This is a genomic window from Arthrobacter sorbitolis (genome assembly GCF_054510995.1).
On sequence record NZ_JBTNDM010000002.1, the window covers coordinates 476275 to 500731 of the forward strand.

23 protein-coding genes are annotated in these 24457 nt (G+C 69.9%); 12 read left to right on the plus strand and 11 right to left on the minus strand.

What is annotated here, in order from left to right:
• Positions 1 to 54 precede the first annotated feature (54 nt).
• Positions 55 to 1017 carry an EamA family transporter RarD gene (gene rarD, locus ACX80K_RS06880; protein WP_459271120.1) on the minus strand — a complete coding sequence of 321 codons (963 nt, stop codon included), beginning with the start codon at positions 1015 to 1017 and terminating at the stop codon, positions 55 to 57.
• A 195-nt stretch (positions 1018 to 1212) separates the two neighbouring features.
• Between rarD and ACX80K_RS06885 the strand changes: the two genes are divergently transcribed.
• The 5 genes from ACX80K_RS06885 (at position 1213) to ACX80K_RS06905 (ending at position 8199) form a co-directional block, all read left to right on the plus strand.
• A complete protein-coding gene (locus tag ACX80K_RS06885) occupies positions 1213 to 2634 on the plus strand; it encodes an FAD-dependent oxidoreductase (protein WP_459271121.1) in 1422 nt (473 codons plus the stop codon).
• A 63-nt stretch (positions 2635 to 2697) separates the two neighbouring features.
• Positions 2698 to 4050, plus strand: a complete 1353-nt coding sequence (locus ACX80K_RS06890) for a GAF domain-containing protein (RefSeq protein WP_459271122.1) — start codon at positions 2698 to 2700, stop codon at positions 4048 to 4050.
• A gap of 202 nt (positions 4051 to 4252) precedes the next feature.
• The gene (locus ACX80K_RS06895; protein WP_459271123.1) at positions 4253 to 6052 is read left to right on the plus strand and encodes a M23 family metallopeptidase; all 1800 of its coding nucleotides are present in this window, start codon (positions 4253 to 4255) and stop codon (positions 6050 to 6052) included.
• A 180-nt stretch (positions 6053 to 6232) separates the two neighbouring features.
• Positions 6233 to 7756: an acetaldehyde dehydrogenase ExaC gene (exaC, locus tag ACX80K_RS06900; protein WP_459271124.1), complete on the plus strand. Its 1524-nt coding sequence runs from the start codon at positions 6233 to 6235 to the stop codon at positions 7754 to 7756.
• A gap of 8 nt (positions 7757 to 7764) precedes the next feature.
• Positions 7765 to 8199: a DUF779 domain-containing protein gene (locus ACX80K_RS06905; RefSeq protein ID WP_459271125.1), complete on the plus strand. Its 435-nt coding sequence runs from the start codon at positions 7765 to 7767 to the stop codon at positions 8197 to 8199.
• A gap of 43 nt (positions 8200 to 8242) precedes the next feature.
• Here the strand turns inward: ACX80K_RS06905 and ACX80K_RS06910 are convergent, their stop codons facing one another.
• Together ACX80K_RS06910 and ACX80K_RS06915 are read right to left on the minus strand one after the other, a co-directional pair.
• On the minus strand, positions 8243 to 8578 hold the full coding sequence (locus tag ACX80K_RS06910; RefSeq protein ID WP_459271385.1) for an ArsR/SmtB family transcription factor: 336 nt from the start codon (positions 8576 to 8578) through the stop codon (positions 8243 to 8245).
• Between the two features lie 2 nt (positions 8579 to 8580).
• The gene (locus ACX80K_RS06915; RefSeq protein WP_459271126.1) at positions 8581 to 9495 is read right to left on the minus strand and encodes a cation diffusion facilitator family transporter; all 915 of its coding nucleotides are present in this window, start codon (positions 9493 to 9495) and stop codon (positions 8581 to 8583) included.
• A gap of 128 nt (positions 9496 to 9623) precedes the next feature.
• Between ACX80K_RS06915 and ACX80K_RS06920 the strand changes: the two genes are divergently transcribed.
• Positions 9624 to 10367 carry a GAF and ANTAR domain-containing protein gene (locus ACX80K_RS06920; RefSeq protein WP_459271127.1) on the plus strand — a complete coding sequence of 248 codons (744 nt, stop codon included), beginning with the start codon at positions 9624 to 9626 and terminating at the stop codon, positions 10365 to 10367.
• Between the two features lie 36 nt (positions 10368 to 10403).
• On the opposite strand, the gene ACX80K_RS06925 is transcribed toward ACX80K_RS06920, so the two are convergent.
• Entirely contained in the window at positions 10404 to 11378 is a 975-nt protein-coding gene (locus ACX80K_RS06925; RefSeq protein WP_459271128.1) for an aldo/keto reductase, read from the minus strand.
• Positions 11379 to 11499: 121 nt separating this feature from the next.
• On the opposite strand from ACX80K_RS06925, the gene ACX80K_RS06930 reads away from it, so the two are divergent.
• Both ACX80K_RS06930 and ACX80K_RS06935 read left to right on the plus strand, forming a co-directional pair.
• The gene (locus ACX80K_RS06930) at positions 11500 to 12162 is read left to right on the plus strand and encodes a TetR/AcrR family transcriptional regulator (RefSeq protein ID WP_459271129.1); all 663 of its coding nucleotides are present in this window, start codon (positions 11500 to 11502) and stop codon (positions 12160 to 12162) included.
• A gap of 35 nt (positions 12163 to 12197) precedes the next feature.
• Entirely contained in the window at positions 12198 to 14762 is a 2565-nt protein-coding gene (locus ACX80K_RS06935) for an MMPL family transporter (protein ID WP_459271130.1), read from the plus strand.
• 12 nt (positions 14763 to 14774) lie between these two features.
• Here the strand turns inward: ACX80K_RS06935 and ACX80K_RS06940 are convergent, their stop codons facing one another.
• Both ACX80K_RS06940 and ACX80K_RS06945 read right to left on the minus strand, forming a co-directional pair.
• Positions 14775 to 15311: an NUDIX domain-containing protein gene (locus ACX80K_RS06940; RefSeq protein WP_459271131.1), complete on the minus strand. Its 537-nt coding sequence runs from the start codon at positions 15309 to 15311 to the stop codon at positions 14775 to 14777.
• Between the two features lie 60 nt (positions 15312 to 15371).
• On the minus strand, positions 15372 to 16010 hold the full coding sequence (locus tag ACX80K_RS06945) for a YitT family protein (RefSeq protein WP_459271132.1): 639 nt from the start codon (positions 16008 to 16010) through the stop codon (positions 15372 to 15374).
• A gap of 187 nt (positions 16011 to 16197) precedes the next feature.
• Here ACX80K_RS06945 and ACX80K_RS06950 point away from each other — a divergent pair, with 187 nt between their 5' ends.
• The 4 genes from ACX80K_RS06950 (at position 16198) to ACX80K_RS06965 (ending at position 19978) form a co-directional block, all read left to right on the plus strand.
• Positions 16198 to 16839, plus strand: a complete 642-nt coding sequence (locus tag ACX80K_RS06950; RefSeq protein ID WP_459271133.1) for an ABC transporter permease — start codon at positions 16198 to 16200, stop codon at positions 16837 to 16839.
• Positions 16832 to 18136 carry an ATP-binding cassette domain-containing protein gene (locus ACX80K_RS06955; protein ID WP_459271134.1) on the plus strand — a complete coding sequence of 435 codons (1305 nt, stop codon included), beginning with the start codon at positions 16832 to 16834 and terminating at the stop codon, positions 18134 to 18136. Before ACX80K_RS06950 ends, ACX80K_RS06955 begins: the two co-directional genes overlap by 8 nt.
• 64 nt (positions 18137 to 18200) lie before the next feature.
• Positions 18201 to 18968, plus strand: coding sequence for an ABC transporter permease (locus tag ACX80K_RS06960; RefSeq protein ID WP_459271386.1), 768 nt, complete (start codon positions 18201 to 18203; stop codon positions 18966 to 18968).
• Positions 18965 to 19978: a glycine betaine ABC transporter substrate-binding protein gene (locus ACX80K_RS06965; protein WP_459271135.1), complete on the plus strand. Its 1014-nt coding sequence runs from the start codon at positions 18965 to 18967 to the stop codon at positions 19976 to 19978. The genes ACX80K_RS06960 and ACX80K_RS06965 overlap by 4 nt, the downstream gene beginning before the upstream one ends.
• Here the strand turns inward: ACX80K_RS06965 and ACX80K_RS06970 are convergent.
• The 5 genes from ACX80K_RS06970 to ACX80K_RS06990 form a co-directional block, all read right to left on the minus strand.
• Positions 19965 to 20420, minus strand: a complete 456-nt coding sequence (locus tag ACX80K_RS06970) for a hypothetical protein (protein ID WP_459271136.1) — start codon at positions 20418 to 20420, stop codon at positions 19965 to 19967. The genes ACX80K_RS06965 and ACX80K_RS06970 overlap by 14 nt on opposite strands.
• A 7-nt stretch (positions 20421 to 20427) precedes the next feature.
• Positions 20428 to 21438 (minus strand): adenosine deaminase, encoded by a 1011-nt coding sequence (locus ACX80K_RS06975; RefSeq protein WP_459271137.1) that lies wholly within the window; start codon positions 21436 to 21438, stop codon positions 20428 to 20430.
• Between the two features lie 93 nt (positions 21439 to 21531).
• Positions 21532 to 22278, minus strand: a complete 747-nt coding sequence (locus ACX80K_RS06980) for an ANTAR domain-containing protein (RefSeq protein ID WP_459271138.1) — start codon at positions 22276 to 22278, stop codon at positions 21532 to 21534.
• A gap of 189 nt (positions 22279 to 22467) precedes the next feature.
• Positions 22468 to 23955 carry a catalase gene (locus ACX80K_RS06985; protein WP_459271139.1) on the minus strand — a complete coding sequence of 496 codons (1488 nt, stop codon included), beginning with the start codon at positions 23953 to 23955 and terminating at the stop codon, positions 22468 to 22470.
• A 7-nt stretch (positions 23956 to 23962) separates the two neighbouring features.
• Positions 23963 to 24451 carry a Fur family transcriptional regulator gene (locus tag ACX80K_RS06990; protein ID WP_459271140.1) on the minus strand — a complete coding sequence of 163 codons (489 nt, stop codon included), beginning with the start codon at positions 24449 to 24451 and terminating at the stop codon, positions 23963 to 23965.
• Between the last annotated feature and the right edge of the window lie 6 nt (positions 24452 to 24457).

Genomic DNA, 24457 nt, shown 5'->3' on the forward strand with positions numbered 1-24457 from the left:
CAGCTGCGGCTCCGTACGCGTCCGCGCCGGGGGCGCGCCGTTCGCGGATCGGGGCTAGGCCGTGGCGGACACCGGCTCGGTCGGTTTCGCGAGCCGTGGCTGGCGGCGCACGCTCCGCAGCATGTCGACCGTCAGGAGGATCAGCGCCACCCAGACGAGGCTGAACCCGATCCACCGCTCGAACGGCATGTCCTCACCGAGCACCAGCAGTGCGAGGAGGAACTGGAGCACGGGCGCGAGGTACTGCAGGAGCCCGATCGTCGTCAGGGGGAGGCGGCGGGCAGCGGCACCGAAGAAGATGAGCGGTACGGCCGTGATGACGCCCGAGGCGGCCATGATCCAGAAGTGTCCCGCCCCCTCGGTCAGGAGGGTCGCCTCGCCGGTCGAGCCGAGCCACAGCATGACCGCTGCCGCGATGGGCGTCAGCACCAGCGTCTCGATGCTCAGGCTGGACACGGCGTCCACGCGGGACCCCACCTTCTTCTTCGCGAACCCGTACAGGCCGAAGGAGAACGCGAGCGTCAGGGCGATCCACGGCACGGCGCCGTAGCCCACGGCGAGCACGACCACCGCGAGGACGCCGATGCCGATCGCGGTCCACTGCAGGGGCCGCAGCTTCTCGCGCAGCACGATCACGCCGAGCAGGACGGACACGATGGGATTGATGAAGTAGCCCAGCGCGGCCTCGATGGCCTGGCCGGAGGTCACGCCGTAGGTGTAGACGAGCCAGTTGACGGCGATCAGCAGCGCCGCGATCGTGAGGGTCCCGACGATCTGCGGGGTGCGCAGGGCCGTGAGTACCGGACGCCAGGACCGCAGGGCGGTCAGCAGGAGGGCGCAGAAGATGAGGGACCACAGGACGCGGTTGGCCACGATCTCGACCGGACCGGCCGGGGCGAGCACGAGGAAGTACAGCGGCAACAGGCCCCACAGTCCGTAGGCCCCGATACCGAAGAGGACGCCGACGGAGTTCTCGCTCCGGGCCGGACGACTGACCTTTGCGTCTGATGCACTCACGAGGTCGTGAACCGGGCCGGGCGAACGTTTATTCCCGCGGTCCGGTTCCCCTCGGCCCACCGCTCGCCGGCGGAGGAGATCCCCGCCACTGTTTTACACCGCGCCGCCCGGCGGCATTTAGAATAGGGAAATGTGCGCTTATCGGTGCGCGACGGTATCCACCAGGATCATCTCCATCGGGAAGAAGGCTCATCAGTGTCTACCTCAGCTGCGGCTCGACCGCTGCGGGTCGCGATCATCGGCGCCGGTCCGGCAGGCGTCTACGCCGCCGACATCCTGACGAAGTCGAACGAGGTGCAGGGCGGGGACTTCGCCGTCAGCATCGACCTGTTCGACCAGTACCCGGCGCCCTACGGTCTCATCCGCTACGGCGTCGCACCTGACCATCCGCGGATCAAGGGGATCGTCAACGCCCTGCACAAGGTGCTCGACCGCGGGGACATCCGCTTCCTCGGCAACATCAACTACGGCCGGGACCTCACGCTCTCCGACTTCCGCCGCTTCTACGACGCGGTGATCTTCGCGACGGGCGCCATCCGCGATGCCGACCTGGACATCCCGGGCGTCGAGCTCGACGGTTCCTTCGGTGGCGCCGACTTCGTCTCCTGGTACGACGGCCACCCCGACGTCAGCCGCGACTGGCCGCTGGAGGCCAGGGAGATCGCCGTGATCGGCAACGGCAACGTGGCCCTCGACGTCGCGAGGATCCTCTCGAAGCACGCCGACGACCTGCTGTCGACGGAGATCCCGGACAACGTCTACCAGGGGCTGAAGGCGTCCCCCGTCACCGACGTCCACGTCTTCGGGCGCCGCGGACCCGCCCAGGTGAAGTTCACGCCCCTGGAACTGCGCGAGCTGTCCCACTCGCGGGACGTGGACATCGTCCTGTACCCGGAGGACTTCGATTTCGATGCGGGGTCCGAGGAGCAGATCGCGACGAACAACCAGACGAAGACGATGGTGAAGACGCTCACCAACTGGCTCGTCGAGGACGAGCCGACGGGCGCGTCCCGCCGCCTGCACCTCCACTTCCTGCACTCGCCCGTCGAGATCCACGATTCCCCCGAGACCCCCGGCAAGGTCGCGGGCATGAAGTTCGAGCGCACCGAGCTCACCGGCGACGGCAACGTGCGTGGCACGGGGGAGATCATCGACTACCCGGTCCAGGCCGTGTACCGCGCCATCGGCTACTTCGGCTCGGAACTGCCCGAGGTCGGGTTCGACGGCAAGCGCGGCGTCATCCCCAACGAGGGTGGCCGCGTGATCGACCAGGAGGGTCAGCCCGTACCGGGCATCTATGCCACCGGGTGGATCAAGCGCGGGCCCGTGGGCCTGATCGGCCACACCAAGGGCGATGCACTGGAGACCATCGGATTCCTCCTCGAGGACCGGCTCAACCTCCCGCCCGCCGAGGACCCGTCGGAGGACGCCATCATCGGTCTCCTCGAGGAGCGCGGTGTCCGCTACACGACGTGGGACGGCTGGCTGAAGCTGGACGCGCACGAACTGAAGCTCGGGGCGAACTTCGTGAACACGTCCGGTAACGCGGAACTCGTGCGGGAGCGTGTGAAGCTCGTACCCCGCGAGGACATGGTTGCCATTTCTCGCGGCGAGTAGTCCCGCTACACTGTGACCTGTCCCACGCTGCCACGCGGGGACAGGTCACGAAGCGGAGTGCCGATGACGTCGTCCCGTTCCATCCCTCTAGCGGAGCTGTCCTCCGTCGCGTTGCAGCGTGAGGCCCTCGCCGCCCATGAGGCCCTGGACCGGGGCGCGGGCGTCGACGGCAGGCTGCGTGGCATCGTCCGCGACTCCTGGCTCAGGTCCCTGGCCTTCCTCCCGAGCCCGTCGACGGCGGGCGCCAGGCTGTTCTGTTCCGAGGAGGAACTCGAGGCGTACCGCCAGGGGCACCCGCTCGCGGCGATCATGCCGGTGATCGACCGGCTGCTCGTCCAGCCGAGCCTCGAAGCCGGGATGCTCGTCGCCGTCGGCGACGAGAACGGCAGGCTCCTGTGGGTCGACGGCGATCGCGAACTGCGCCGCCGGGCCGAGGGGATGCTGTTCGTCCCCGGAGCCGACTGGTCGGAGGCGACCGTCGGGACCAGTGCGCCGGGCACGGCCCTGGCCCTCGAGCGCAGCGTGCAGATCGCGGGAGCCGAGCATTTCAGTCCCCAGGTGCATCCGTGGAGCTGCACCGCAGTGCCCCTGCACGACCCGGACTCCGGGACCGTCCTGGGCGTCATCGACATCACGGGGACGGCCGACGCGGTGGGGACCCACACACTGTCCCTCGTGGAGGCGGCGGTGGCTGCCGCGGAGGCGCAGCTGAGCATCCACCGCCTCCAGGGCCGTCTGCCGAGGGCGAAGCGGGCCCGGCCGGCACGCGTACCGGCTGCCCTCTACCGGAACAGCCTGCAGATCCTGGGGACCGACCATGGTGTGGTGCATGCCGGGGGAGCGTCCCTCGAGCTCAGCCTCCGCCATGCCGAACTGCTGACGCTCCTGGCCCTGCACCCGGAAGGCCTCACCGCGGACCAGCTCGGCACCATGGCGTACCCCGAGGACGCCTCGGGGACGACGGTCCGGGCGGAGATGCTGCGGCTCCGCAAGGTCCTGGCCGAGCACGGCAAGGCGATCGTGCCGCAGTCCCGGCCGTACCGCCTGCCGGGAGAGCTGGTCGTCGACGCGGTCCAGGTGCTGAACTACCTGCATCGCGGGGCGCACCGCATGGCGCTGGCCATCTACCGGGGTCCTGTCCTGCCACGCTCGCAGGCCCCGGCCATCACGCGCCTGCGCAGCGAGGTATCAACCCTGCTGCGGGATGCCGTCCTGACCGACGGCGCACCGGAGACGGTCCTGGAGTACCTGGCGCTCCCGGAGGCGGAGTACGACGTCGAGGCATGGCAGCTCGCGCTGCGGGTCCTGCCCGGGCGTTCACCGCGGCGTGCTGTCGTCGTCGCACATACGGAGTGGCTCGAGGCGGAACTAGGAGTCCCGCCGTCGCTACTCACAGGTTTTCCCAAGTTCCGTTAGTAATTGTGGGCATCAGTCGCAGGAAGGCCCGGGATCGGGCTAACGTTGGGCCCGGTGGCTGGGCACCCGATGGACATGTCGGTCCGTCGGTCGAACGCACTATCCGCACAGCATCCACAAGGGGAATTCCGTGACACAGCCTGTACAGCTCCCGGGTACGGCAAGGGCGCAGAGACGGAGTGGCCGTACCTCCCGCACGAAGATGAACGCCAGCCTGGCGATGGTCGTCTGCTTCGTAGGCTTCCAGGGCGTCGTCCCGCAGTCATGGGAGACCGCAGCCGCCTTGTCCCCTGAGGGGGTAGCCGGCTCCGGAGTGGCTGCGTCGGACGGCATCCGTCCCACGGGCGACGTGGGCTCATCCCTGCTGATGCCACGGGGCGTTCCCGATGCGCTCGACCCGCTCGATCCCGGCACGGACCGCCCCGGCGACGCGCCGAAGCCCGCGGTCGATGCCGCGGCAGGCGAACCGACTATGGCTGCGGCGGGCCTTTTCCCCCGCCCGCGGTCCGGAGACCTCTTCGCACCCCTCGAAGGGCTGAGCCCGAGCTCCGCCTTCGGCTTCCGCACGAGCCCCATCACCGGTGAGGCCGGCGAGTTCCACACGGGCCAGGACTATTCCGCCCCCTGCGGCACGCCGGTCTATGCCGCCGACGCCGGTACGGTGCGGGCCGTCGGCTGGCACCAGTGGGGTGGCGGCAACCGGGTCGAGGTGGACCACGGCAACGGCCTCATCACGAGCTACAACCACCTCCGCGGCATCACGGTAGGCGAGGGCGACATCGTCAGGGGCGGCGACGCGATAGCGGAGGTCGGCACCACGGGTTCCTCGACCGGTTGCCACCTGCACTTCGAGACCATCCTCAACGGGGAGCATGTCGATCCGCTGCGCTGGAAGCTCATCGCATCCCAGCACAATGCCCGGAAGGGCGAGTTCAAGGACTACTCTCCCGCGGGTCATGGCGCCGCCGACCTCCCTGTCTGGGCGCAGTCGTCCACCCGTTCCGACCAGCCGGCTCCGATGACCGACGCCCTGCCTCAGGCCTCCGGCGCCTCGGGAAACACAGCCGCCGTAAGCCAGGACCAAGGCCACGGCCACGTTCAGAACGTGACACCGCCGGTGACACCGCCGGTGGTGCCGACTGTGCCGAAGGTGCCCGACGTGAAGGTTCCGGAGGCGACGCCGGGTGGCAAGGCGCCGGGTGCGAAGGTTCCCGAGGCGACGCCGGGTGGTAAGGCGCCGGGTGCGAAGGTTCCCGAGGCGACGCCGGGTGGTAAGGCGCCGGGTGCGAAGGTTCCCGAGGCGACGCCGGGTGGTAAGGCGCCGGGTGCGAAGGTTCCAGACACTGCTCCGCCTGCTGGAACGACGCCGCCCGTCGAGACGACGCCGCCTGCCGGTACGACCCCGGTTCCGACGCCGCCCGCGGATACGACGCCGGTTCCGACCCCGGTTCCGACGCCGCCCGCGGTTACGACGCCGGTTCCGACGCCGCCCGCGAATACGACGCCGGTTCCGACCCCGGTTCCGACGCCGCCCGCGAATACGACGCCGGTTCCGACCCCGGTTCCGACGCCGCCCGCGAATACGACCCCGGTTCCGACCCCGGTTCCGACGCCGCCCGCGAATACGACCCCGGTTCCGACCCCGGTTCCGACGCCGCCCGCGAATATGACCCCGGGCACGACCGATCCTGAGCTCCCCTGCGACGCCGATCCGTCGACTCCCGAACTCGACGAGCCCACACCCGGCACCGAGCCTGCACCCGGCACCGAGCCTGCACCCGGCACCGAGCCCGCACCGGCCATCGAGCCCGCGCCGGGTACGGAGCCCGCGCCGGGTACAGATCCCGCGGCTCCCGCCTACCCGGCATGTGACGATTCCGAGACGCCCGAGCCGGGAACCGATCCCGCTTCAGCAGCAGTTCCGGGACAGGGGGATCCCGCGACGCCCGCTCCGGCACAGCCTGCCGTCGCTGCGGTCGTACCCACCCAGGAACAGGGCTAGTTGCAGCGTTCCTCCCCGGGTCCTCCTGACGCCCTCGTCACGGAAGATCCTGGCCGGGCCGTGCTGGATCGATGCATGGCCGATGCATGGCCGATGCAACGTCGATGCAACGTTCGGCCTCCTAGGGTGGGCTCCAGGGACGACGACGTCCTGCACACCCGGAGTTCAAGGAGTCGGACAATGACTGTTTACGCCCAGCCTGGCCAGGATGGATCCAAGGTCAGTTTCAAGCCACGGTACGAGAACTGGATCGGCGGCGAGTGGGTTCCTCCCATCAAGGGCCAGTACTTCGAGAACATCTCCCCCGTGACGGGCAAGCCCTTCTGCGAAGTGGCACGCGGCACCGCCGAGGACATCGAGCTGGCCCTCGACGCGGCCCACAAGGCCGCTCCGGCCTGGGGGAAGACGTCGGTCGCGGAGCGGGCCCTCGTGCTGAACCGCATCGCGGACCGCATGGAGCAGAACCTCGAGATGCTCGCGGTCGCGGACACCTGGGACAACGGGAAGCCCATCCGGGAGACCCTCGCCGCCGACCTCCCCCTCGCGATCGACCACTTCCGCTATTTCGCGAGCGCCATCCGTGCGCAGGAGGGCCACCTGTCCCAGCTGGATGACGACATGACGGCATACCACTACCACGAGCCGCTCGGCGTCGTCGGGCAGATCATCCCGTGGAACTTCCCGATCCTCATGGCCACCTGGAAGCTCGCCCCGGCGATCGCCGCAGGCAACGCCGTCGTGCTGAAGCCTGCGGAGCAGACGCCGTCGTCGATCCTCGTGCTCATGGAGCTGATCAGCGACATCCTCCCGGCCGGCGTCATCAACGTCGTGAACGGTTTCGGGGTGGAGGCCGGCAAGCCGCTGGCCTCGAGCAAGCGGATCCGCAAGATCGCGTTCACCGGTGAGACGACCACCGGCCGGCTGATCAGCCAGTACGCGAGCCAGAACCTGATCCCCGTCACCCTCGAACTCGGTGGCAAGAGCCCGAACATCTTCTTCTCGGACGTCGCGGAGAGCAACGACTCGTTCTACGACAAGGCCCTCGAGGGCTTCGCTCTCTTCGCGCTGAACCAGGGCGAGGTCTGCACGTGTCCCTCGCGCGCCCTCGTCCAGGGATCCATCTACGATTCGTTCATGTCCGACGCGATCGCCCGCGTGGAGAAGATGGTGCAGGGCAACCCGCTGGACACCGACACGCAGGTGGGCGCCCAGGCCTCGAACGACCAGCTGGAGAAGATCCTCTCCTACATGGACATCGGGCGGCAGGAGGGGGCGAAGGTCCTCATCGGCGGCGAGCGGAACATGCTCGACGGCGACCTCGCCGAGGGCTACTACGTGAAGCCCACGGTGTTCGAGGGGACCAACAACATGCGGGTCTTCCAGGAGGAGATCTTCGGTCCGGTGGTGTCGGTCACGCGCTTCGACGACTACGCCGAGGCCCTGGAGATCGCCAACGACACCCTGTACGGGCTCGGCGCCGGCGTGTGGTCGAGGAACGGCAACATCGCCTACCGTGCCGGACGCGAGATCCAGGCCGGCCGGGTCTGGGTGAACAACTATCACGCGTACCCTGCGGGAGCAGCGTTCGGCGGGTACAAGTCCTCGGGTATCGGCCGTGAGAACCATGCCATGATGCTCGACCACTACCAGCAGACCAAGAACCTGCTGGTCAGCTACTCGGAATCCAAGCTCGGGTTCTTCTAGGAGGCACCATGACCGTCGAAGCCTCGGTGACCATCCCGGGGGAGACCTTCTCCCGCGTGGCTCTCACCGACAGCGCCGTCGACCTGCTGGACAAGCTGTGGTTGATCCACGGGCCGCTGATGTTCCACCAGTCCGGCGGATGCTGCGACGGCTCGTCACCGATGTGCTATCCGGCAGGCGAGTTCATCACCGCGGAGGCCGACGTGCTGCTCGGTGTCCTCGACATCTCGCGCGGCACGGAGGGACGCGCCGACGCGGGCGTTCCGGGAGGGGCCGGCGGCGACGGCCCGCGGCTCATCGACTTCTGGATGTCGCGGGAGCAGTTCGAGTACTGGCGCCACACGCACCTGACGGTCGACGTGGTGCCGGGCCGGGGGAGCGGCTTCTCGGTGGAGGCGCCGGAGGGGAAGAGGTTCCTGATCCGTTCCCGTCTGATGGACTAGGTACATCCGGAAGGGGTCGGCGCCGTCGCGTCGGCCCCTTCCGTCATGAGGTCTCCGCGACGGGATGCCCGTCCGGTCCGAGGTGCGCGGGATCCACCGCGAGGACGATTCCGAGGAGATCGGTCAGCGCGTGGCCGAGCTTCGGGTCCACGAGCTCGTAGCGCGAGCGCCGGCCCTCGGGCACCGACACCACCAGGCCGCACCCGCGCAGGCAGGAGAGGTGGTTGGACAGGCTCTGGCGGCTCACGCCGAGCAGCCCGGCGAGGTCGCTGGGATAGGCCGGAGCGTCCCGCAGGGCCACCAGGATACGCACGCGTGTCGGATCGGACAGCGCGGTGCCCACCCGCTGCAGCACGGAGGTCGAGGTCAGGGTCTGCAGCATCAGTGGCTCAACTCCCTCTCGTGGGGCACGTGGTCGAGGGGCTCGATCTGGAAGGTGCAGTGGTCGATGCTCACGTCGAAGTGCCCCGCGACGCATTCCTGGAGCTGGTCGAGGACGACATGCGCCGACCCGTCGCGGTAGCAGTCGTCGTCGACGACGATGTGGGCGGTGAGGACGGGCAGCCCGGTGGCGATCTGCGTGATGTGGAGGTCGTGGACGTCGCGTACCAGCGGCAGCCGCGCGATGTGGGCGCGTACCTCCTCGAGGTCGATCCCCGCGGGGGTGGACTCGAGCAGCACGTCGATCGTCTCGCGCAGCAGCTTCAGGGTCCGCGGGATGATCAGGGCGCCGATGAGGAGGGCCACCACGGCGTCGGCGCGCATCCAGCCCGTCAGCGTGATGACGACGGCGGCGACGATCACGGCCACGGACCCGAGGGCGTCGTTGAGCACCTCCAGGAAGGCCGCCCTCAGGTTGAAGCTCGCGGCGCGGTGACGGGCGAGGAGCGCCAGGGCGGCCAGATTGCCAGCGAGGCCGATGACGCCGAACACGATCATCTCCGGGGCAGCGACGTCCTCCGGGGTGATCAGGCGGCGCACACCCTCCACGAGGACGTAGGCTCCGACGGCGAGCAGGAAGGCGGCCTGCAGCAGGGCGGCGATCACCTCCGCCCGGCGGAACCCCCAGGAGCGGCGCGCGGTGGCGGGCCGGACCGAGAGCGTCGCGGCGCCGAGCGCCATGGCCAGGCCTGCCGCGTCGGTCAGCACATGGACGGAGTCGAAGAGCAGGGCGAGGCTGCCCGTCCACAGCGCCCCGACGATCTGGAGCACGAAGACGGCGAGCGTGATGGCGAGAGCGCCTGCCAGCGGTCCGCGTCGGGCCGCGCCCGGTGACGCGTGGTGGTGGGATCCCATGATCCGATAGTACAGCGGTGCGTGAACCTTAGGTGCTGACCGGGGTCGCTGGTATTGTGGCCGTCTCTGACCGACCGGACGGCGCGTCAAGTCCGGAAGGCCATGCTGCTTCAGGCAGGAAGGCCGCCATGGCCGCGGAGGACAGGCACCACCTCGACGACAGCTGGATCGCACCGCAGGACGATATCGCCTTGAGGCTGAGTGACCTCGCGCGGTCCCTGCAGCGGGAGAACTCCGAGGACGCCGTCCTCGAGCGTCTGGTGCGTACCGCGGTCATCCTGGTACCCGGCGCGGACGAGGCCTCGATCACCCTCGTGACCGGCCGCCACAGGGTGCAGTCCCGGGCTCCGTCCGGCGATCTCGCCCGGATCCTCGACGAGCTCCAGGAGCGCACGGGGGAGGGGCCGTGCATGAGCGCCGTCTACGAGGAGCGGACCGTCAGTGTCCCGGACATGCGCACCGAGCGACGCTGGCCGAGGTTCTCGGCGAAGGCCGCGGAGGCCGGCGCCGGCAGCATGCTCGCCTTCCAGCTGTTCGTCGAGGGGGACAACCTCGGGGCGATGAACCTCGTGGGCCGTTCGGCCCATGCCTTCACGGAGGAGTCCGACTACGTGGGCTCGCTGGTCGCGTCCCATGCAGCCGTCGCGTTCGCCGATGCGCAGAAGCTCCACCAGTTCAAGGACGCCGTCGCCACGCGTGACCTGATCGGTCAGGCGAAGGGGATCCTGATGGAGAGGTACGGCATCACGGCCGGTCAGGCGTTCATCATGCTCGTGCAGGTGTCCACGAAGACGAACGCGAAACTCCTGGTGGTCGCCGAGGAACTGGCCACCACGGGCAGTCTTCCGGTACCTACCCGCGGGAAGGGCTGACGGGACCAGCGCTCCCCGGTCAGGCAGGCTGTCGGGTCACCGGTTCACACCCGACATGTCCTCGTAGCGGTCTCCCTGCGGCGTGGCGACGGCGTCCAGCCGCGCGAGCTGCTCCTGCGAGAGCTCGAGGGCGTCCGCTGCCACGTTCTCCTCCAGGTACCGCACCTGCTTGGTGCCCGGGATCGGGGCGATGTCCGTCCCCTGGGCGAGGAGCCACGCGAGCGCGACCTGGCCCGGCGTCGCGTCGAGCTGCCGCGCGACGTCGTCGACCTGCTCGACGATCCGGATGTTGGCCTGCAGGTTCTCCCCTGCGAAGCGCGGGTTCCTGCGGCGGAAATCCGACTCGTCGAGCTGGTCGACGGAGCGGATGGTCCCCGTCAGGAAGCCGCGGCCGAGCGGCGAGTAGGGGACGAAGCCGATCCCGAGTTCGCGTACGAGCGGCAGGATCTCCTGCTCCGGGTCCCTGCTCCACAGCGAGTACTCCGTCTGCAGTGCCGTGACCGGGTGGACGGCGTGGGCCCTGCGGATCGTCGCGGGTGCCGCCTCGGACAGGCCGATGTGCCGGATCTTGCCCTCCTGCACGAGCTGCGCCAGGGCTCCCATGGTGTCCTCGACGGGCACCGAGGGGTCCATCCGGTGCTGGTAGTAGAGGTCGATGTGGTCGGTCCCCAGCCGCTGCAGCGATCCCTCCACCGAGAGCCGCACGTTCTCCGGGCTTCCGTCGAGCCCCATGGCGTCGCCTGCCGTGTGGCGGATGGTGCCGAACTTCGTGGCCAGCACGACGTCGTCACGCCTGTCCCGGAAGGCCCGGCCGAGCAGTTCCTCGTTGGCGTACGGGCCGTACATCTCGGCGGTGTCGAAGAAGGTGACGCCGAGGTCGAGCGCACGGTGGAGGGTGGCGGTCGAGCCGGCGTCGTCCTTGCCGCTGCCGGTGTAGAACGCGGACATGCCCATACAGCCGAGGCCGAGCCGGGAGACATCGAGACTTGAGCCGAGGGTGATGGTCTTCATGGGAGCCGCCTTTCGTCGGGGGAGTTCGGTGCCCCGGCCAGAGTACGCCGCACCGGAGGCTCACGGGCAGTGCATCCGACCTTCGTTGCACGGTGTGCAATATTTCGCCTACTCTGGGACGGTGCTGGAGACGACCGAGAACGCGGAGCCCGTGGGGCGCCGCGAGCAGAACAAGATCGACACGCGGCGCGCCATCGCGGACGCCGCCTTCGACCTCGCGCTCTCCGTGGGGCCGGGCTCGTTCACCGTGGACCAGATCGCGGAGCGGGCGGGCGTCTCGCGCCGTACGTTCTTCAACTACTTCCACAGCGCCGAGGACGCCCTGACGGTCCGCACCGACGGGTTCCTCGAACTGGCCCTCGAGGTCTTCGGCCGGATGCCCCACGACGAACCCCTGTTCGACTCCATCGTCCGGGCCTTCACCGAGACCACGCGGATGGAGGGCCTCTCCCAGCACGGTGCGCTGTTCCGCATGGCGGACACGAATCCGGACCTCCTGCGGGCGCAGCTGCACTCGTGGGAGCGCGCGGAGGCGCGGATCGTCGCGGGCCTGCGCGGAAGGCTCGGCGCCGACGCGTCCGAGCTGTACCTCGCGGCCCTGGTCGGCAGCGTGCTCTCGTGCACCAAGGCCGCCATGCGCGACTGGGCGGCGAACACGTCCCAGTCCGCCGGCGACTCCGGGCTCCAGCTCGAGGGGCGGATCCTCTCGGCCCTGACCATGCTCCGCGACGGCTTCTCCGACCCCGCCGCCGAACCCGACGCCGCGGCGCTACCCGGCGCCTGACCCCCTCGTCCACTTCCTTCCCGCTAGGACTCTCCATGGCTTTCCTGCTCTACCGTCTCGGCTCCTTCGCCTTCCGGCGGCGGTGGTGGGTGGTCTCCGCCTGGCTCGCGATCATGCTCGCCGTCGGCGGCGCCGCCGTCGCCTTCTCCGGCACCCTCACCAACAACTTCACCATCCCGGGCACCGAGTCGCAGCGCATCTCCGACCGTCTGCGGGAGGAACTCCCCGAGGCCGTCGGTGGCACGGGCACCGTGGTCTTCACCACAGACGACGGCGCCGCCTTCTCGGCCACGCAGCGCGAGGGTGTGGAGTCGGCACTCGCCGCCATCACCGCGCTCGACGGCGTGCGGGGCGTCGTCGACCCGTTCGACGTCGCCGACCAGGTGGCGTCCGGGGCGTCGGAGCTCGACGCGGGACGCGCCGAACTCGAGGCGAGCGAGCAGCAGCTGAGCGCCGGTGAGCAGCAGCTCGAGCAGGGCCAGGCCCAGCTCGACGCGCAGCGTGCGCAGTTCGACCAGGCCCGCGCGCAGCTCCCCCCGGCACAGGCCGCAGCCACCGAGCAGCAGCTCACGCAGGGCCAGGCGCAACTCGACGCGAGCCGCACCCAGCTCGAAGCCGGCCGCGAGCAGTTCGAGGCGGGCAGCACCGAGCTCGACCTCGCCGAACGGCAGCTCGACGCCGGCTCCGGCGTGCGCCTGCTCTCCGAGGACGGCACCACCGCGGTGGCCAGCGTCCAGTTCGAGCAGCAGATCAACGGTGTCTCACCCGAACTGCGCGAGGCCGTGCAGGAGGAGGCCGCAGGTGCCGAAGCCGCGGGCGTGACCGTGGACTACAGCAAGGAGATCGTCGAGGACGTCTCCGGGATCGTCGGCGCCACGGAGGCCATCGGCCTCGCCGTCGCCGCCGTCGTGCTCATCCTCATGCTCGGCACCCTCATCGCCGCCGGTTTGCCGCTCCTCATGGCCATCATCGGCGTGGGCGTGGGTGTCGGCATCACCTTCGCCCTCTCGGGCCTCGTCGAGATGAACAGCATCTCGCCCGTCCTCGCCCTGATGCTCGGCCTCGCCGTCGGCATCGACTACTCGCTGTTCATCGTGAACCGGCACCGTACCCAGCTGCTCCACGGCATGGAGATGCAGGAGTCCATCGCCCGTGCGACCGGTACCGCCGGCAACGCCGTCCTGTTCGCCGGCATCACGGTGATCGTGGCCCTGGCCGCGCTCGCGGTGCCCGGACTGCCGTTCCTGACCGTCATGGGCCTGTCCGCCGCCGGCACCGTCGCGGTGTCGGTGCTCGTGGCGCTGACACTCACGCCGGCCCTGCTCGCCCTGATGGGGCGGCGGGTCATCTCCCGGCGTCGGTGGGCGAAGGCCTCCGGCCACAAGCACTCGGCCGCCGCCTCCGTCGACAGCGACACGGGTGCCTCCCTCGCGGACGAGCGCGCGGCGAAGGGTGCCGGGTGGGGCGGCTTCGTCACCCGGAAGCCCGTCCTCACGGTCCTCGCCGGTGTCGTCCTGCTCGGGATCATCGCCGTCCCGGCAGCGCAGCTGCGCGTCGGACTGCCCGACGGCGGCACCGAGCCCGCCGATTCCACGGCGTTCCAGGCGTACAGCGCGATCGGCGAGAAGTTCGGCGCCGGCACCAACGGCCCCCTCATCGTCGTCGGGTCCCTGCCCGAGACGGCGGACGAGGCGGAACGCACGGCGTTGCAGCTCGACGTGAACGACCTGCTGCGTGAGATGCCGGACGTCGCCGCCTCGGTCCCCGCGACCGTGAGCGAGGACGGACGGACGGCCATCTTCCAGGTCGTCCCCGAGGAGGGACCGGCCAGCGAGACCACCGAGAACCTCGTACGGGACCTCCGCGCGGCCACCGACGACGTGGAGGAACAGACGGGCGTCGCCGTCGCCGTCACCGGCCAGACCGCGGCGAACATCGACGTCTCGGCCAAGCTGATGGAGGCGCTGCCGCTCTACCTCGGCATCGTCGTCGGGCTGTCGCTGATCCTGCTGCTGCTCGTGTTCCGCTCCATCCTGGTACCCATCATCGCCACGGCAGGCTTCCTGCTGTCGCTGCTGGCGAGCTTCGGGGCGACCGTCGCCATCTACCAGTGGGGTTGGCTGGGCGACATCTTTGGGGTCACGAACCCCGGGCCGATCCTGAGCTTCCTGCCGATCATCCTGATCGGCGTGCTGTTCGGCCTCGCGATGGACTACCAGATGTTCCTGGTGTCCGGTATGCGGGAGGCCCACGTCCACGGCGACGACCCGAAGGCAGCGGTGCGGATCGGCTTCAGCCACGGCGCGCGCGTGGTCACGGCCGCGGCGATCATCATGGTGTCGGTCTTCGCGGGCTTCGTGTTCTCGCACCTGGCCATGGTGCGCCCCATCGGGTTCGGGCTCGCGTTCGGTGTGCTGCTCGATGCCTTCGTGGTGCGCATGACGCTGGTCCCGGCGGCGATGTACCTGCTGGGTCGCCACGCCTGGTGGCTGCCCGCCTGGCTCGGGCGGATCCTCCCGGATGTCGACGTCGAGGGCGCGAGACTCCAGCGCGACGAGCGGGACGAGGAGGAGAAGGAACCGGTTCCGGTCGCGGTGTGAGTCCGCCGGGCCTCAGCGCAGCAGGTGCACGCAGCTGAAGTGGTGGTTGGTCCCTGCGGCCCGGGCCCGTGACAGCGGAACGAAGGAGCACCGGAAGAGGAGACCGGCGTCCGAGCCGGGCTCGGGGCGCGCGGCGCCGCCCGTGACGGTGTGGTCCCAGGACGCCCGTCGATCGTCGGTCGCCGCCGAGAAGAAGACCGTGACCGTGCCAGGACCGGCCGGAGCGGGCAGATGGGCGACGCCGACCGCCGTCAGGGGGCCGGCGAGGAGGAGCCCCGTTTCCTCCAGGACCTCCCGCCGGGCAGCGGCGTCGAGCGTCTCGCCAGCCTCGACGCCGCCGCCGGGGACCTGCGTCCCGGCCTCGGGGTGGTGGACGTGGTCGACGACGAGGACCTCGCGTCCGGCGCCCCGTCCCCGCAGCAGGTAGGTCGCTGCGCGGACACGGAGGGCCGGTACCGCGGCATCGGGCGCCGGATCGGGCGCCGGATCGGGTGCCATCGCTCGCTTCGGCGCCCGGCCTGCCGCCCGTTCCCGCGCTGCGTCGTCCATCGCCTCACCGTAGCCGCTCCCCATGTCCCTCGGGCCGGGCCGGGCCACTCAGGGACCCGGTCAGGCGCCGAAATAGCGCCCCGGCCGGTGGTTGAGGGCCAGGACGAGATTCAGCAGCACGGCGCCTACGGCGGACAGCAGGACGCTCGCGGGTGCGACGACGGCGAAGGCGGCGAGGACGACGGCCGTGTCCAGCGCCATCTGCACGTAGCCGGCGCGCCAGCCGAGGCGCTCCTGCAGGATGAGGGCGAGGATGTTGAACCCGCCGAGGCTCGCCTTGTGCCGGAACAGGATCAGCAGTCCGACGCCGGCCAGCAGGTTCCCGCCGAGCGCCGCGTAGAGCGGGTCGAGGGTCAGGTTCCCGATTGCCAGCGGGTGGAGGTTCGACAGCCCCGAGACGAGCGCGACGGCCGTGATGGTGCGCAGCGTGAAGTCCCAGCCCTTCTTCCAGACCGCCAGGGCGAAGAAGGGTATGTTCACGGCGAAGAACAGGACGCCGAAGGGGAGCCCGCCCACATAGCCCAGGAGCAGGGCGAGGCCGGCCGTGCCACCGGTGACGGCGCCGCTCGTCTTCAGCAGGAACAGGCCGAGGGACACCGTGAAGGTGCCCGTGACGATTCCCAGGACGTCCTCCAGGGCTGAATGCCGGACGATGCCGTCCTCGGCGTCGAAGTCCGGGCCGGGCGCTGAGGTGTCCATGGCCGCAAGCTACCACCGGCCTGCCCGGCCCGATGCACGGATACGGGCCCTTGTGGGGGAAACCACAGTTGCCCGCTCACCGCGATCCTCCGGTACCGTTGAACCATCAGCCTGCTTAGGGTCGCGCTCGGCGCGCCCTGGACGGCTCTACAGGGGATGCGGCGCCGCCGCGACGGGGAGGTGGACGATGATCGAATACGTGGGCAGCAGGTTCGATCAGATCCTGTATGCCAGCTGGCAGCACTTCTCGCTCGTGGTCCAGTGCCTCCTCATCGCGACCATCCTCGCCGTCGTCGTCGCCGCGCTCGTGTACCGCAGCCCCGCCCTCACCTCCCTGGCGAACAGCGTCTCCGCGATCGGCCTGACCATCCCGTCCTTCGCCCTCATCGGCCTCCTGATCGCCCCGTTCGGCTTCGGCGTCGTGCCGGCCGTCATCGTGGTGGTCTTCTTCGCCGTCCTGCCGATCCTGCGCAATGCCGTCGTCGGCCTGACCAATGTCGACCGCTCGATCGTCGAGTCCGCACGAGGGGTCGGGCTGAGCCGGTTCCAGACCTTCCGCCGGATCGAACTCCCCATGGCCTGGCCGGTCATCCTGGCGGGCGTGCGCGTCTCCGCGCAGATGGTCATGGGCATCGCCGCCATCACCGCGTACGTCCTCGGGCCGGGCCTCGGTGGGTTCATCTTCACGGGGCTCGCACGGCTCGGTGGGGCGAACGCCCTCGAATCGGTCGCCACCGGCATCATCGCCGTCATCATCCTGGCCCTGCTGCTCGATCTCCTTCTGGTCGGCCTCGGCCGGCTCACAATCCCGCGAGGTATCCGTGTCTGAGAAAATCCCCGCCGCTCCTGCGGCACCAGCAAGTGCGGGCCCGACGGGCGAGGTCACCGGCGCCGGCATCCTGCTGGACAAGGTCAGCAAGCGATATCCCGGGCAGGCGAAGGCCGCGGTCGACGGCCTCACCATGGAGATCCCCGCCGGCAAGATCGTCATGCTGGTCGGCCCGTCGGGCTGCGGCAAGACGACGACCCTGAAGATGATCAACCGCCTCATCGAGCCCACCGAGGGCCGGATCGTGCTCGACGGCGACGACGTCACGGGCATCAACGGCGACACCCTGCGGCGGCGGATCGGCTACGTCATCCAGGCCGGTGGCCTGTTCCCCCACATGACCGTCGCGACCAACATCGCGATCGTCCCGAAGATGCTCGGCTGGAGCAAGGAACGCGTCGCGTCGCGCGTCGACGAACTCCTGGAACTGGTCTCGCTGGACCCGGCGCAGTACCGCGACAGGTTCCCCCGCGAGCTCTCCGGCGGGCAGCAGCAGCGCGTCGGCGTCGCCCGTGCGCTGGCAGCGGACCCACCCGTGCTCCTCATGGACGAGCCCTTCGGTGCCGTCGACCCGATCACCCGCGTGCGCCTCCAGGACGAGCTCATCAGCATCCAGAAGGAGCTGCAGAAGACGATCGTCTGCGTCACCCACGACTTCGACGAGGCGGTGAAGCTCGGGGACTGGATCGCGATCTTCACCGAGGGGGCGCAGCTCGTGCAGTACGACACACCCGAACGGATCCTCGCCGAGCCCGCCAACGAGTTCGTGGAGAACTTCATCGGCGCCGGTGCCGGCCTGAAGCAACTGACCCTGACGCGCGTCAACGAGGTCTCCCTGCAGTCCGCCGTCACCGCTTCGCCGGGTGATCTCGCATCCGACGTCCTCGCGCGTCTGGACGAGGCGGGCGACGACCACGCCGTCATCATCGACGACCGCAACAGGCCGCGGCAGTGGCTGTCGCGGCGGCAGCTCGCCCGGCTCGAGCGGATCACGGGCGAGCGGGATCCGCGCCTCCCCGTCATCGGGGAGCGCGCCACCCTGAACGACGCACTCGACATCATGCTCGTGTCGAGTGTCGGGGCGGCGCTCGTCACCGGCGGCCGTGACAGCTTCCGCGGCGTCGTCGACGTCGAGACGATCATGGTGGCGATGAGCGAGGCGCATGCGCGTGCCCGCACCTCCCACGCGGAAGGCAGGCCGGTGGGGATCAACACCGGTGCGCTGACCGCGCTCGATCGGGCCGACGGCGGCTCCGCGCCGCTCCGGCCCGCGACCACGGGTGCCGACGGTGAGTGAGGCCCCGGGAAGCGCGCCCACCGGGAGCGCGGGGCAGGGGACGGCGACGTCGGCCGGTACCGCCATCGTCCCGCGCGGCACGGTGGACCCGCTGACGGCCAGCACCGGCCGGGGCTGGCGCCCGCTGCTGCTGCAGCTCGCAGGCATCCTCGTCGCCGGCGCACTGTTGGCCGCATGGCTCATCACGGCCGAACTGACCGAGACGGAACAGATCACGCTCAATCCGACGTCCCTCCTCGGCTACGCAGGTGAACACCTGGCGCTGACGCTGTTGTCGGCGGTGATCGTGCTCGTCATCGCGGTGCCGCTCGGCATCCTCCTGACGCGTGCGCCCTTCCGCAGGCTGGCCGGGCCCGTCCTCGCCGTCGTGAACATCGGCCAGTCGGCGCCCGCGATCGGGCTCGTCGTCCTGCTCGCCGCGTGGCTCGGTTTCGGCTTCCGCGCGGCCGTGACGGCGCTCGTGCTCTACGCCCTCCTGCCGGTCCTCCGGAACACCATGGTGGGCATCGGACAGGTGGACAGCCGGCTCGTCGAGGCCGGCCGCGGGATGGGCATGAGCGCCGGCGCGGTCCTCTTCCGGGTCGAGTTGCCCCTCGCTGTCCCGATCATGCTCGCGGGGATCCGGACCGCGCTGGTGCTGCTCGTCGGCACCGCGGCGCTCTCCACCTTCATCAACGGCGGCGGGCTCGGGATCCTCATCACCACCGGTGTGAACCTGAATCTCCCCCGCGTGCTCATCGCCGGCGCGGTGATCGTCGCGCTCCTGGCCCTGCTCGTGGACTGGGTGGGGCGCGTCGTCGAACTCCTGGCCCGGCCGAAGGGACTCGCATGAGCCGCTCCAGCATCACCCGGCGCCACGGGACGCGCCGTCCCGCCGCCCTGGCCGGCGCCGCCGTCGTGGGCCTCCTGCTCGCGGGGTGCGGGCTGCAGCCCGCCACGTCGTACGTCCCCGCCTCCGGTCCGGGGACCATCCAGCCGATCGAGGGGGCCGAGGGCGCTCCGCTGACCGTGACGTCCAAGAACTTCACGGAGCAGCTGATCCTGGGGAAGATCTCCGTCCTGGCCGCCCAGTCGGCCGGGTTCGACGTGACGGACCTGACCAACGCGCCCGGTTCGCAACCCGCCCGCGACCTCATCCTCTCGGGCGAGGCCGACGTGACGTGGGAGTACACCGGCACGGCCTGGCTCGCCTTCCTGGGCGAGGAGGCCGGGATCCCGGACCAGCGCGAACAGTGGACGGCGGTCCGCGACGCGGACGTGGCCAACGGCCTCGTCTGGGGCGAACCCGCGCCGCTGAACAACACCTACGCCATGGCTGTCCGGACCGAGGCGGTCCCGGAGCTCGGCGGCATCACCACCATGTCGGGCCTGGCGCAGCTGCCGCCGGAGCAGAGGACATTCTGCGTCGAGGCCGAGTTCAACTCACGTGCCGACGGGATGACCCCCATGCTGGAGCACTACGGGCTGGAACGCGGTGCTGCGACAGGCGTACCCGACGAGAACATCGGCATCTACGACACGGGTGCCATCTACGGGGCGACGGACACCGGAGCCTGCAACTTCGGCGAGGTGTTCGCGACCGACGGGCGTATCGACGCCCTGGGCCTGACCATCCTCGAGGACGACCTCGGGTTCTTCCCCGCGTACAACGCCGCTCCCGTGTATTTCGGCGAGACGCTCGAGGAGTTCCCGGAACTCCAGGACGTGTTCGCCTCGATCGCCCCGTCGCTCACCGACGAGGCCCTCCGCACCCTGAACCTGCGCGTCGACGTGGAGGGCGAGGAGCCCGCCGACGTCGCCTTCGACTTCATGGTGGACAACGGCTTCATCACGAGGCCCTAGACGACGCGTGCCGGCGCGTCTGTGCGGGCACGGAGGAGAGCCAGGCGCGGGCCTCCCCGCTGTCCATGAAGTAGCGGGTCCGGCTGCGGGACTGCGCGATGAAGGCGGCGAGGACCCGATCGACGGGGTCGTGTCCCGTCAGCGCGATGGGTCCCCGATGGCGGTAGGCGATGAGCAGGTGCCGCGCCGACGGGGTGATGTGCCGGATCTGGTGGAGATGGACGAGCATCGGCGCGCTGTGCCAGTCCGGGAAGTGCGTGATCGTGTTCGCGAGGACGTCGAGTTCGGCGGGGCCGACCCCGATGCCCGGCCGCCAGAGGACCTCCAGGAGCCCCGCGTCGTGGAGGATCGTGAAGTCGTGCTGGATCGTGGACCCGTCCAGTGTGTCCCCCTTCGTCGGACCCCGCCCGTATGTCTGCCTGCAGTCTTGCACTGCGGGCACGCCGGTCCTAGCCCGCGGGCGAGGAGTGTCCGGCGCTGCGCCAGGACTCGACCTCCGCGAGCAGCTCCGTCCGCCGGTCCCCGTCGAGGAAGGCGGACCGGACCGAGTTCGCGGCCAGCTGCGCGCGGTCGTCGATGCTCAGTCCGAACGCGTCGACCAGGGCCGCCACGTTGTCGTCCAAATAGCCGCCGAAGTAGGCGGGATCGTCCGAATGGACGGAGACGTTGAGACCCCGGGCGAGCATCTCCGGCAGCGGGTGGTCGGTGATCGCAGGGACGGCGCGGAGGCGCACGTTGGAGAGCGGACACACCGTCAGCGGCACGCGGTCGGCGAGGAGCCGCTCGACGAGTGCCTCGTCCTCCAGGCAGCGGATGCCATGGTCCAGCCGGTCGACACGCAGGACGTCGAGGGCCTCCCACACGTACTCGGGCGGCCCCTCCTCGCCCGCGTGCGCGATGCACCGGAGGCCTTCGGCCCGGGCGAGGTCGTACACCTCCGCGAAGAGCGACGGCGGGTACCCCACCTCCGCGGAATCGAGGCCGATCCCGACGATCGGGGCCTCCATCGCGAGGAGGTCGCGCAGGACCGCCAGCGCCTCCGCGGCGGGCCGGTCCCGCAGGAAGGCGGCGATGAGGGACGTGCTGACGCCGAAGTTGGCCTCGCTCGTGGACAGGGCGGTTGCCACACCGCCGACACACGTTGCGAGGGGGATCCCGCGGGCGAGGTGCGCCTGCGGATCCATCATGATCTCGGCATGCCGGACGCCCGCCTGCGCGGCACGGCGGAGGTATGCCCGGGTCATGTCCGTGAAGTCCTGCTCGGTGCGCAGCACGTCCATGTTCGAGTAGTACAGGTCGAGGAAGGACTGCAGGTCCGTGAACGCGTACCGGGCCGCGAGGTCCGCCGCGTCGGCGTAGGGCAGGGTGATCCCGTTGCGGTCGGCGAGAGCGAAGATGAATTCGGGCTCGAGGGTCCCCTCGATGTGCAGGTGCAGTTCGGCGCAGGGTGGTGGCGGCATCGTCCCAGCCTAGGAGGGCGAGGGGTCCGCTGCACGCCCGAGGCGTCGCATCACGCTGGAACCGTCCCCGGCCGTCGGTGACAGCGGGGGCCGCTACCGCTTCCCGAGGAGGTCCCCGCTGCTGATGAGGTGCTCGGCGACGCTCGCGAGTTTGGTGTTGGTCCGCTGGCTTGCCAGGGACAGCACGATGAAGGCCTGTGCACCGGTGATCTTGTGGCGTTCCATGAGGATCCCCTTGGCCTGGCCGATGAGGTCCCTGGAATCGATCGCCTCGTTGAGCTGCCGGGACTTCTCGGCCTCGGCGAAGGCGACGGCGGCGTGGGAGGCGACCAGGAGGCCGATGTTCTCCGACTCGTCGGTGAACGCGCCGGTTTCGTGGGAATAGAGGTTCAGGGCCCCGAAATCGTCGCCCTGGACCCAGATCTGGATGGACAGCATCCCCCGTGCACCCGCCTCGGTGGCGCGCCGGGCGAAGAGGGGCCAGCGCTGCTCGGCTTCCATGTCCGGGACGCGGATGGTCCGGTGCTCGTACGCGGCTTCCAGGCAGGGGCCCTCGCCGGTCTCCATCTGCAGCGCGTCGATCCGCTCGGGGAGGTTCCCGGAGGGCGCACGGGAACCGACGTTCTTGCGGCCCAGGACCACGCTGACGGAACCTTCATCGGCCCCCGGCACCAGTTCCAGCGCCGCGTGGACGAAACCGGCGAGGATCGCGTCCCCATCCGGTTCCTGCTGCAGCGACCGGGCGAGGTCCGCCAGTTCCGTCGCGAGGTCCCGATCGCGCTCGATCCCACCATGATGCGAGGAGGGCATCCCCCGGGCCACAATCGGCTGGTCGGTCAACGGTCGTCCCTTCGGGTCGGTGTGCAGCCGCGAACGTCCGGAGCACAGGATTGGTTTCCGGTGCCCATTCTGGCAGACCCCGGCGCGCCCGGACTAACGGCCGTCCCCGGGCCCGCTCACGCGGTGGCAGGACGCAGGAAGGGCGGACCCTCGCGGATCCGCCCTTCCCTGGTCCTGCCGGTGTCCGCCCTAGTAGAGGGCGGCTTCCGACTCGGTCGCAGGCGTGACGCCGTGCCCGAGATTTGCGGCCAGCTTCGCACCGAGCTCGGCATCGACATTGGCCCAGTACTGGACGGCCCGCGCCCGGATCTCGTCGCTCTGCACGCCACCGACGGCGCCCGTGATGGTCTCGAGGAAGCGCGCACGCTGCGCGTCGTCGAACACCTCGCGGTACAGCGTGCCGGCCTGGCCGAAGTCGTCGTCCTCGGCATGCAGCGAGTGCGCCGCGTACACGAGGTCGCCGTCGTTCTCCCAGCCGCCGTGGGCGCCGTACTGCGCGGGATCGGCGGCGGGGCCGCCGACAGAGTTCGGTGCGTAGACCGGGGTGGTGGCCGCGTTGAAGTGGTAGCGCGCCGCGCCGTCCTTCGAGTAGTTGCGCACCTCGTTCTTCGGCATGTTCACGGGCAGCTGTGCGTGGTTGGTACCCACGCGGTAGCGGTGCGCGTCCGCGTAGGAGAAGATGCGCGCCTGCAGCATGCGGTCCGGGCTCGCCGCGATGCCGGGCACGAAGTTCGACGGCGCGAACGTGGCCTGCTCGATCTGCGCGAAGTAGTTCTCCGGGTTGCGGTTCAGCGTGAGCCGGCCGACCGGGATCAGCGGGTAGTCGCCCTGCGGCCACACCTTGGTGAGGTCGAACGGGTTGAAGCGGTACGTCTTCGCGTCGTCGTAGGGCATGATCTGGACCTTGAGGTCCCAGCTCGGGTGGTTGCCCCTGGCGATGTTCTCCGACAGGTCGCGGAGGTGGTGGTCGGCGTCCGAACCGGCGAGCGCCTCGGCCTCGTCGACCGTCAGCACCTCGTGGCCCTGGTTCGACTTGAAGTGGTACTTGACCCAGAACTTCTCGTCGGACTCGTTGATCCACAGGTAGGTGTGCGATCCGTACCCGTTCATGGTCCGCCACGAGTTCGGCAGGCCGCGGTCGCCCATCAGCCACGTCACCTGGTGCGCGGACTCGGGGCTGAGGGTCCAGAAGTCCCACTGCATGTCGGCGTCGCGCAGGTTGGTGCCGGGCAGGCGCTTCTGCGAGTGGATGAAGTCGGGGAACTTGATGCCGTCGCGGATGAAGAACACCGGGGTGTTGTTGCCCACGAGGTCGTAGTTGCCCTCGGAGGTGTAGAACTTGAGGGCGAAGCCGCGGGGGTCGCGCCAGGTGTCGGGGGAGCCCTGCTCGCCCGCGACGGAGGAGAACCGCAGGAGGGTCTCCGTCGTCGTGCCCGGCTGGAAGAGCGCTGCACGCGTGTACATGCTGACGTCCTCGGTGGTCTCGAAGACGCCGAAGGCCCCGCCGCCCTTGGCGTGCACCACGCGCTCGGGGACGCGCTCGCGGTTGAACTGCGCGAGCTTCTCGATGAGGTAGTGATCGGTCAGCGGGATGGCCCCGTCGCGGCCGAGGGCGGACGAGTTGCTGTCATCGATGACGGGGGCGCCGGACTGCGTGGTGCTGAAGTTCGCGGACATAGTGCTCCTATTCCTGGGATTCGGATGGTGGGTGGCTGGGGGCTGCCGAGCGGCAGTCGTCGCAGAGGCCCTGGTACAGGACCTCCGCGATCCGGATGGTCATACGGGAGGCGCCGGGCGACCACTCGGGGGTCAGGCAGGGCGCGTGCCCCACGGCGCAGTCCACGTCCTCGATCCGTCCGCATCCCGTGCAGATCGCGTGGTGGTGGTTGTCGCCCACCCGCGTCTCGTAGCGTGCGGGGGAGTGCGGCGTCTCGATGCGGCGCAGCAGGCCGATGTCCGTGAGGTCGGCGAGGATCACGTAGACGGACTGGACCGTGATGTGCGGGAGGTCGGCACGGACGGCGATGGCGGCGTCGTCGGCGGTGGCGTGCGGTGATCGCTCGACGGCGGCGAGGACGGCGAGGCGCTGGCGCGTCACGCGGCGGTCGGCGGAGTGCAGTGCGGCGGACCACCGGGCCTCCGGGGCCCCGGGTGTCGCGCTCGTCTGCATCATGGCGCC

What these genes read in the sequence shown, in the direction of transcription:
- ACX80K_RS06920 (WP_459271127.1), top strand. Translation starts at nt 9,624, where the DNA reads ATGGCCGCGGAGGACAGGCACCACCTCGACGACAGCTGGATCGCACCG.
- ACX80K_RS06895 (WP_459271123.1), top strand. Translation starts at nt 4,253, where the DNA reads ATGAACGCCAGCCTGGCGATGGTCGTCTGCTTCGTAGGCTTCCAGGGC.
- exaC (WP_459271124.1), top strand. Translation starts at nt 6,233, where the DNA reads ATGACTGTTTACGCCCAGCCTGGCCAGGATGGATCCAAGGTCAGTTTC.
- ACX80K_RS06945 (WP_459271132.1), bottom strand. Translation starts at nt 16,010, where the DNA reads ATGGACACCTCAGCGCCCGGCCCGGACTTCGACGCCGAGGACGGCATC.
- ACX80K_RS06905 (WP_459271125.1), top strand. Translation starts at nt 7,765, where the DNA reads ATGACCGTCGAAGCCTCGGTGACCATCCCGGGGGAGACCTTCTCCCGC.
- ACX80K_RS06890 (WP_459271122.1), top strand. Translation starts at nt 2,698, where the DNA reads ATGACGTCGTCCCGTTCCATCCCTCTAGCGGAGCTGTCCTCCGTCGCG.
- ACX80K_RS06925 (WP_459271128.1), bottom strand. Translation starts at nt 11,378, where the DNA reads ATGAAGACCATCACCCTCGGCTCAAGTCTCGATGTCTCCCGGCTCGGC.
- ACX80K_RS06915 (WP_459271126.1), bottom strand. Translation starts at nt 9,495, where the DNA reads ATGGGATCCCACCACCACGCGTCACCGGGCGCGGCCCGACGCGGACCG.
- ACX80K_RS06935 (WP_459271130.1), top strand. Translation starts at nt 12,198, where the DNA reads ATGGCTTTCCTGCTCTACCGTCTCGGCTCCTTCGCCTTCCGGCGGCGG.
- ACX80K_RS06975 (WP_459271137.1), bottom strand. Translation starts at nt 21,438, where the DNA reads ATGCCGCCACCACCCTGCGCCGAACTGCACCTGCACATCGAGGGGACC.
- ACX80K_RS06985 (WP_459271139.1), bottom strand. Translation starts at nt 23,955, where the DNA reads ATGTCCGCGAACTTCAGCACCACGCAGTCCGGCGCCCCCGTCATCGAT.
- ACX80K_RS06950 (WP_459271133.1), top strand. Translation starts at nt 16,198, where the DNA reads ATGATCGAATACGTGGGCAGCAGGTTCGATCAGATCCTGTATGCCAGC.
- ACX80K_RS06940 (WP_459271131.1), bottom strand. Translation starts at nt 15,311, where the DNA reads ATGGACGACGCAGCGCGGGAACGGGCGGCAGGCCGGGCGCCGAAGCGA.
- ACX80K_RS06990 (WP_459271140.1), bottom strand. Translation starts at nt 24,451, where the DNA reads ATGATGCAGACGAGCGCGACACCCGGGGCCCCGGAGGCCCGGTGGTCC.
- ACX80K_RS06965 (WP_459271135.1), top strand. Translation starts at nt 18,965, where the DNA reads ATGAGCCGCTCCAGCATCACCCGGCGCCACGGGACGCGCCGTCCCGCC.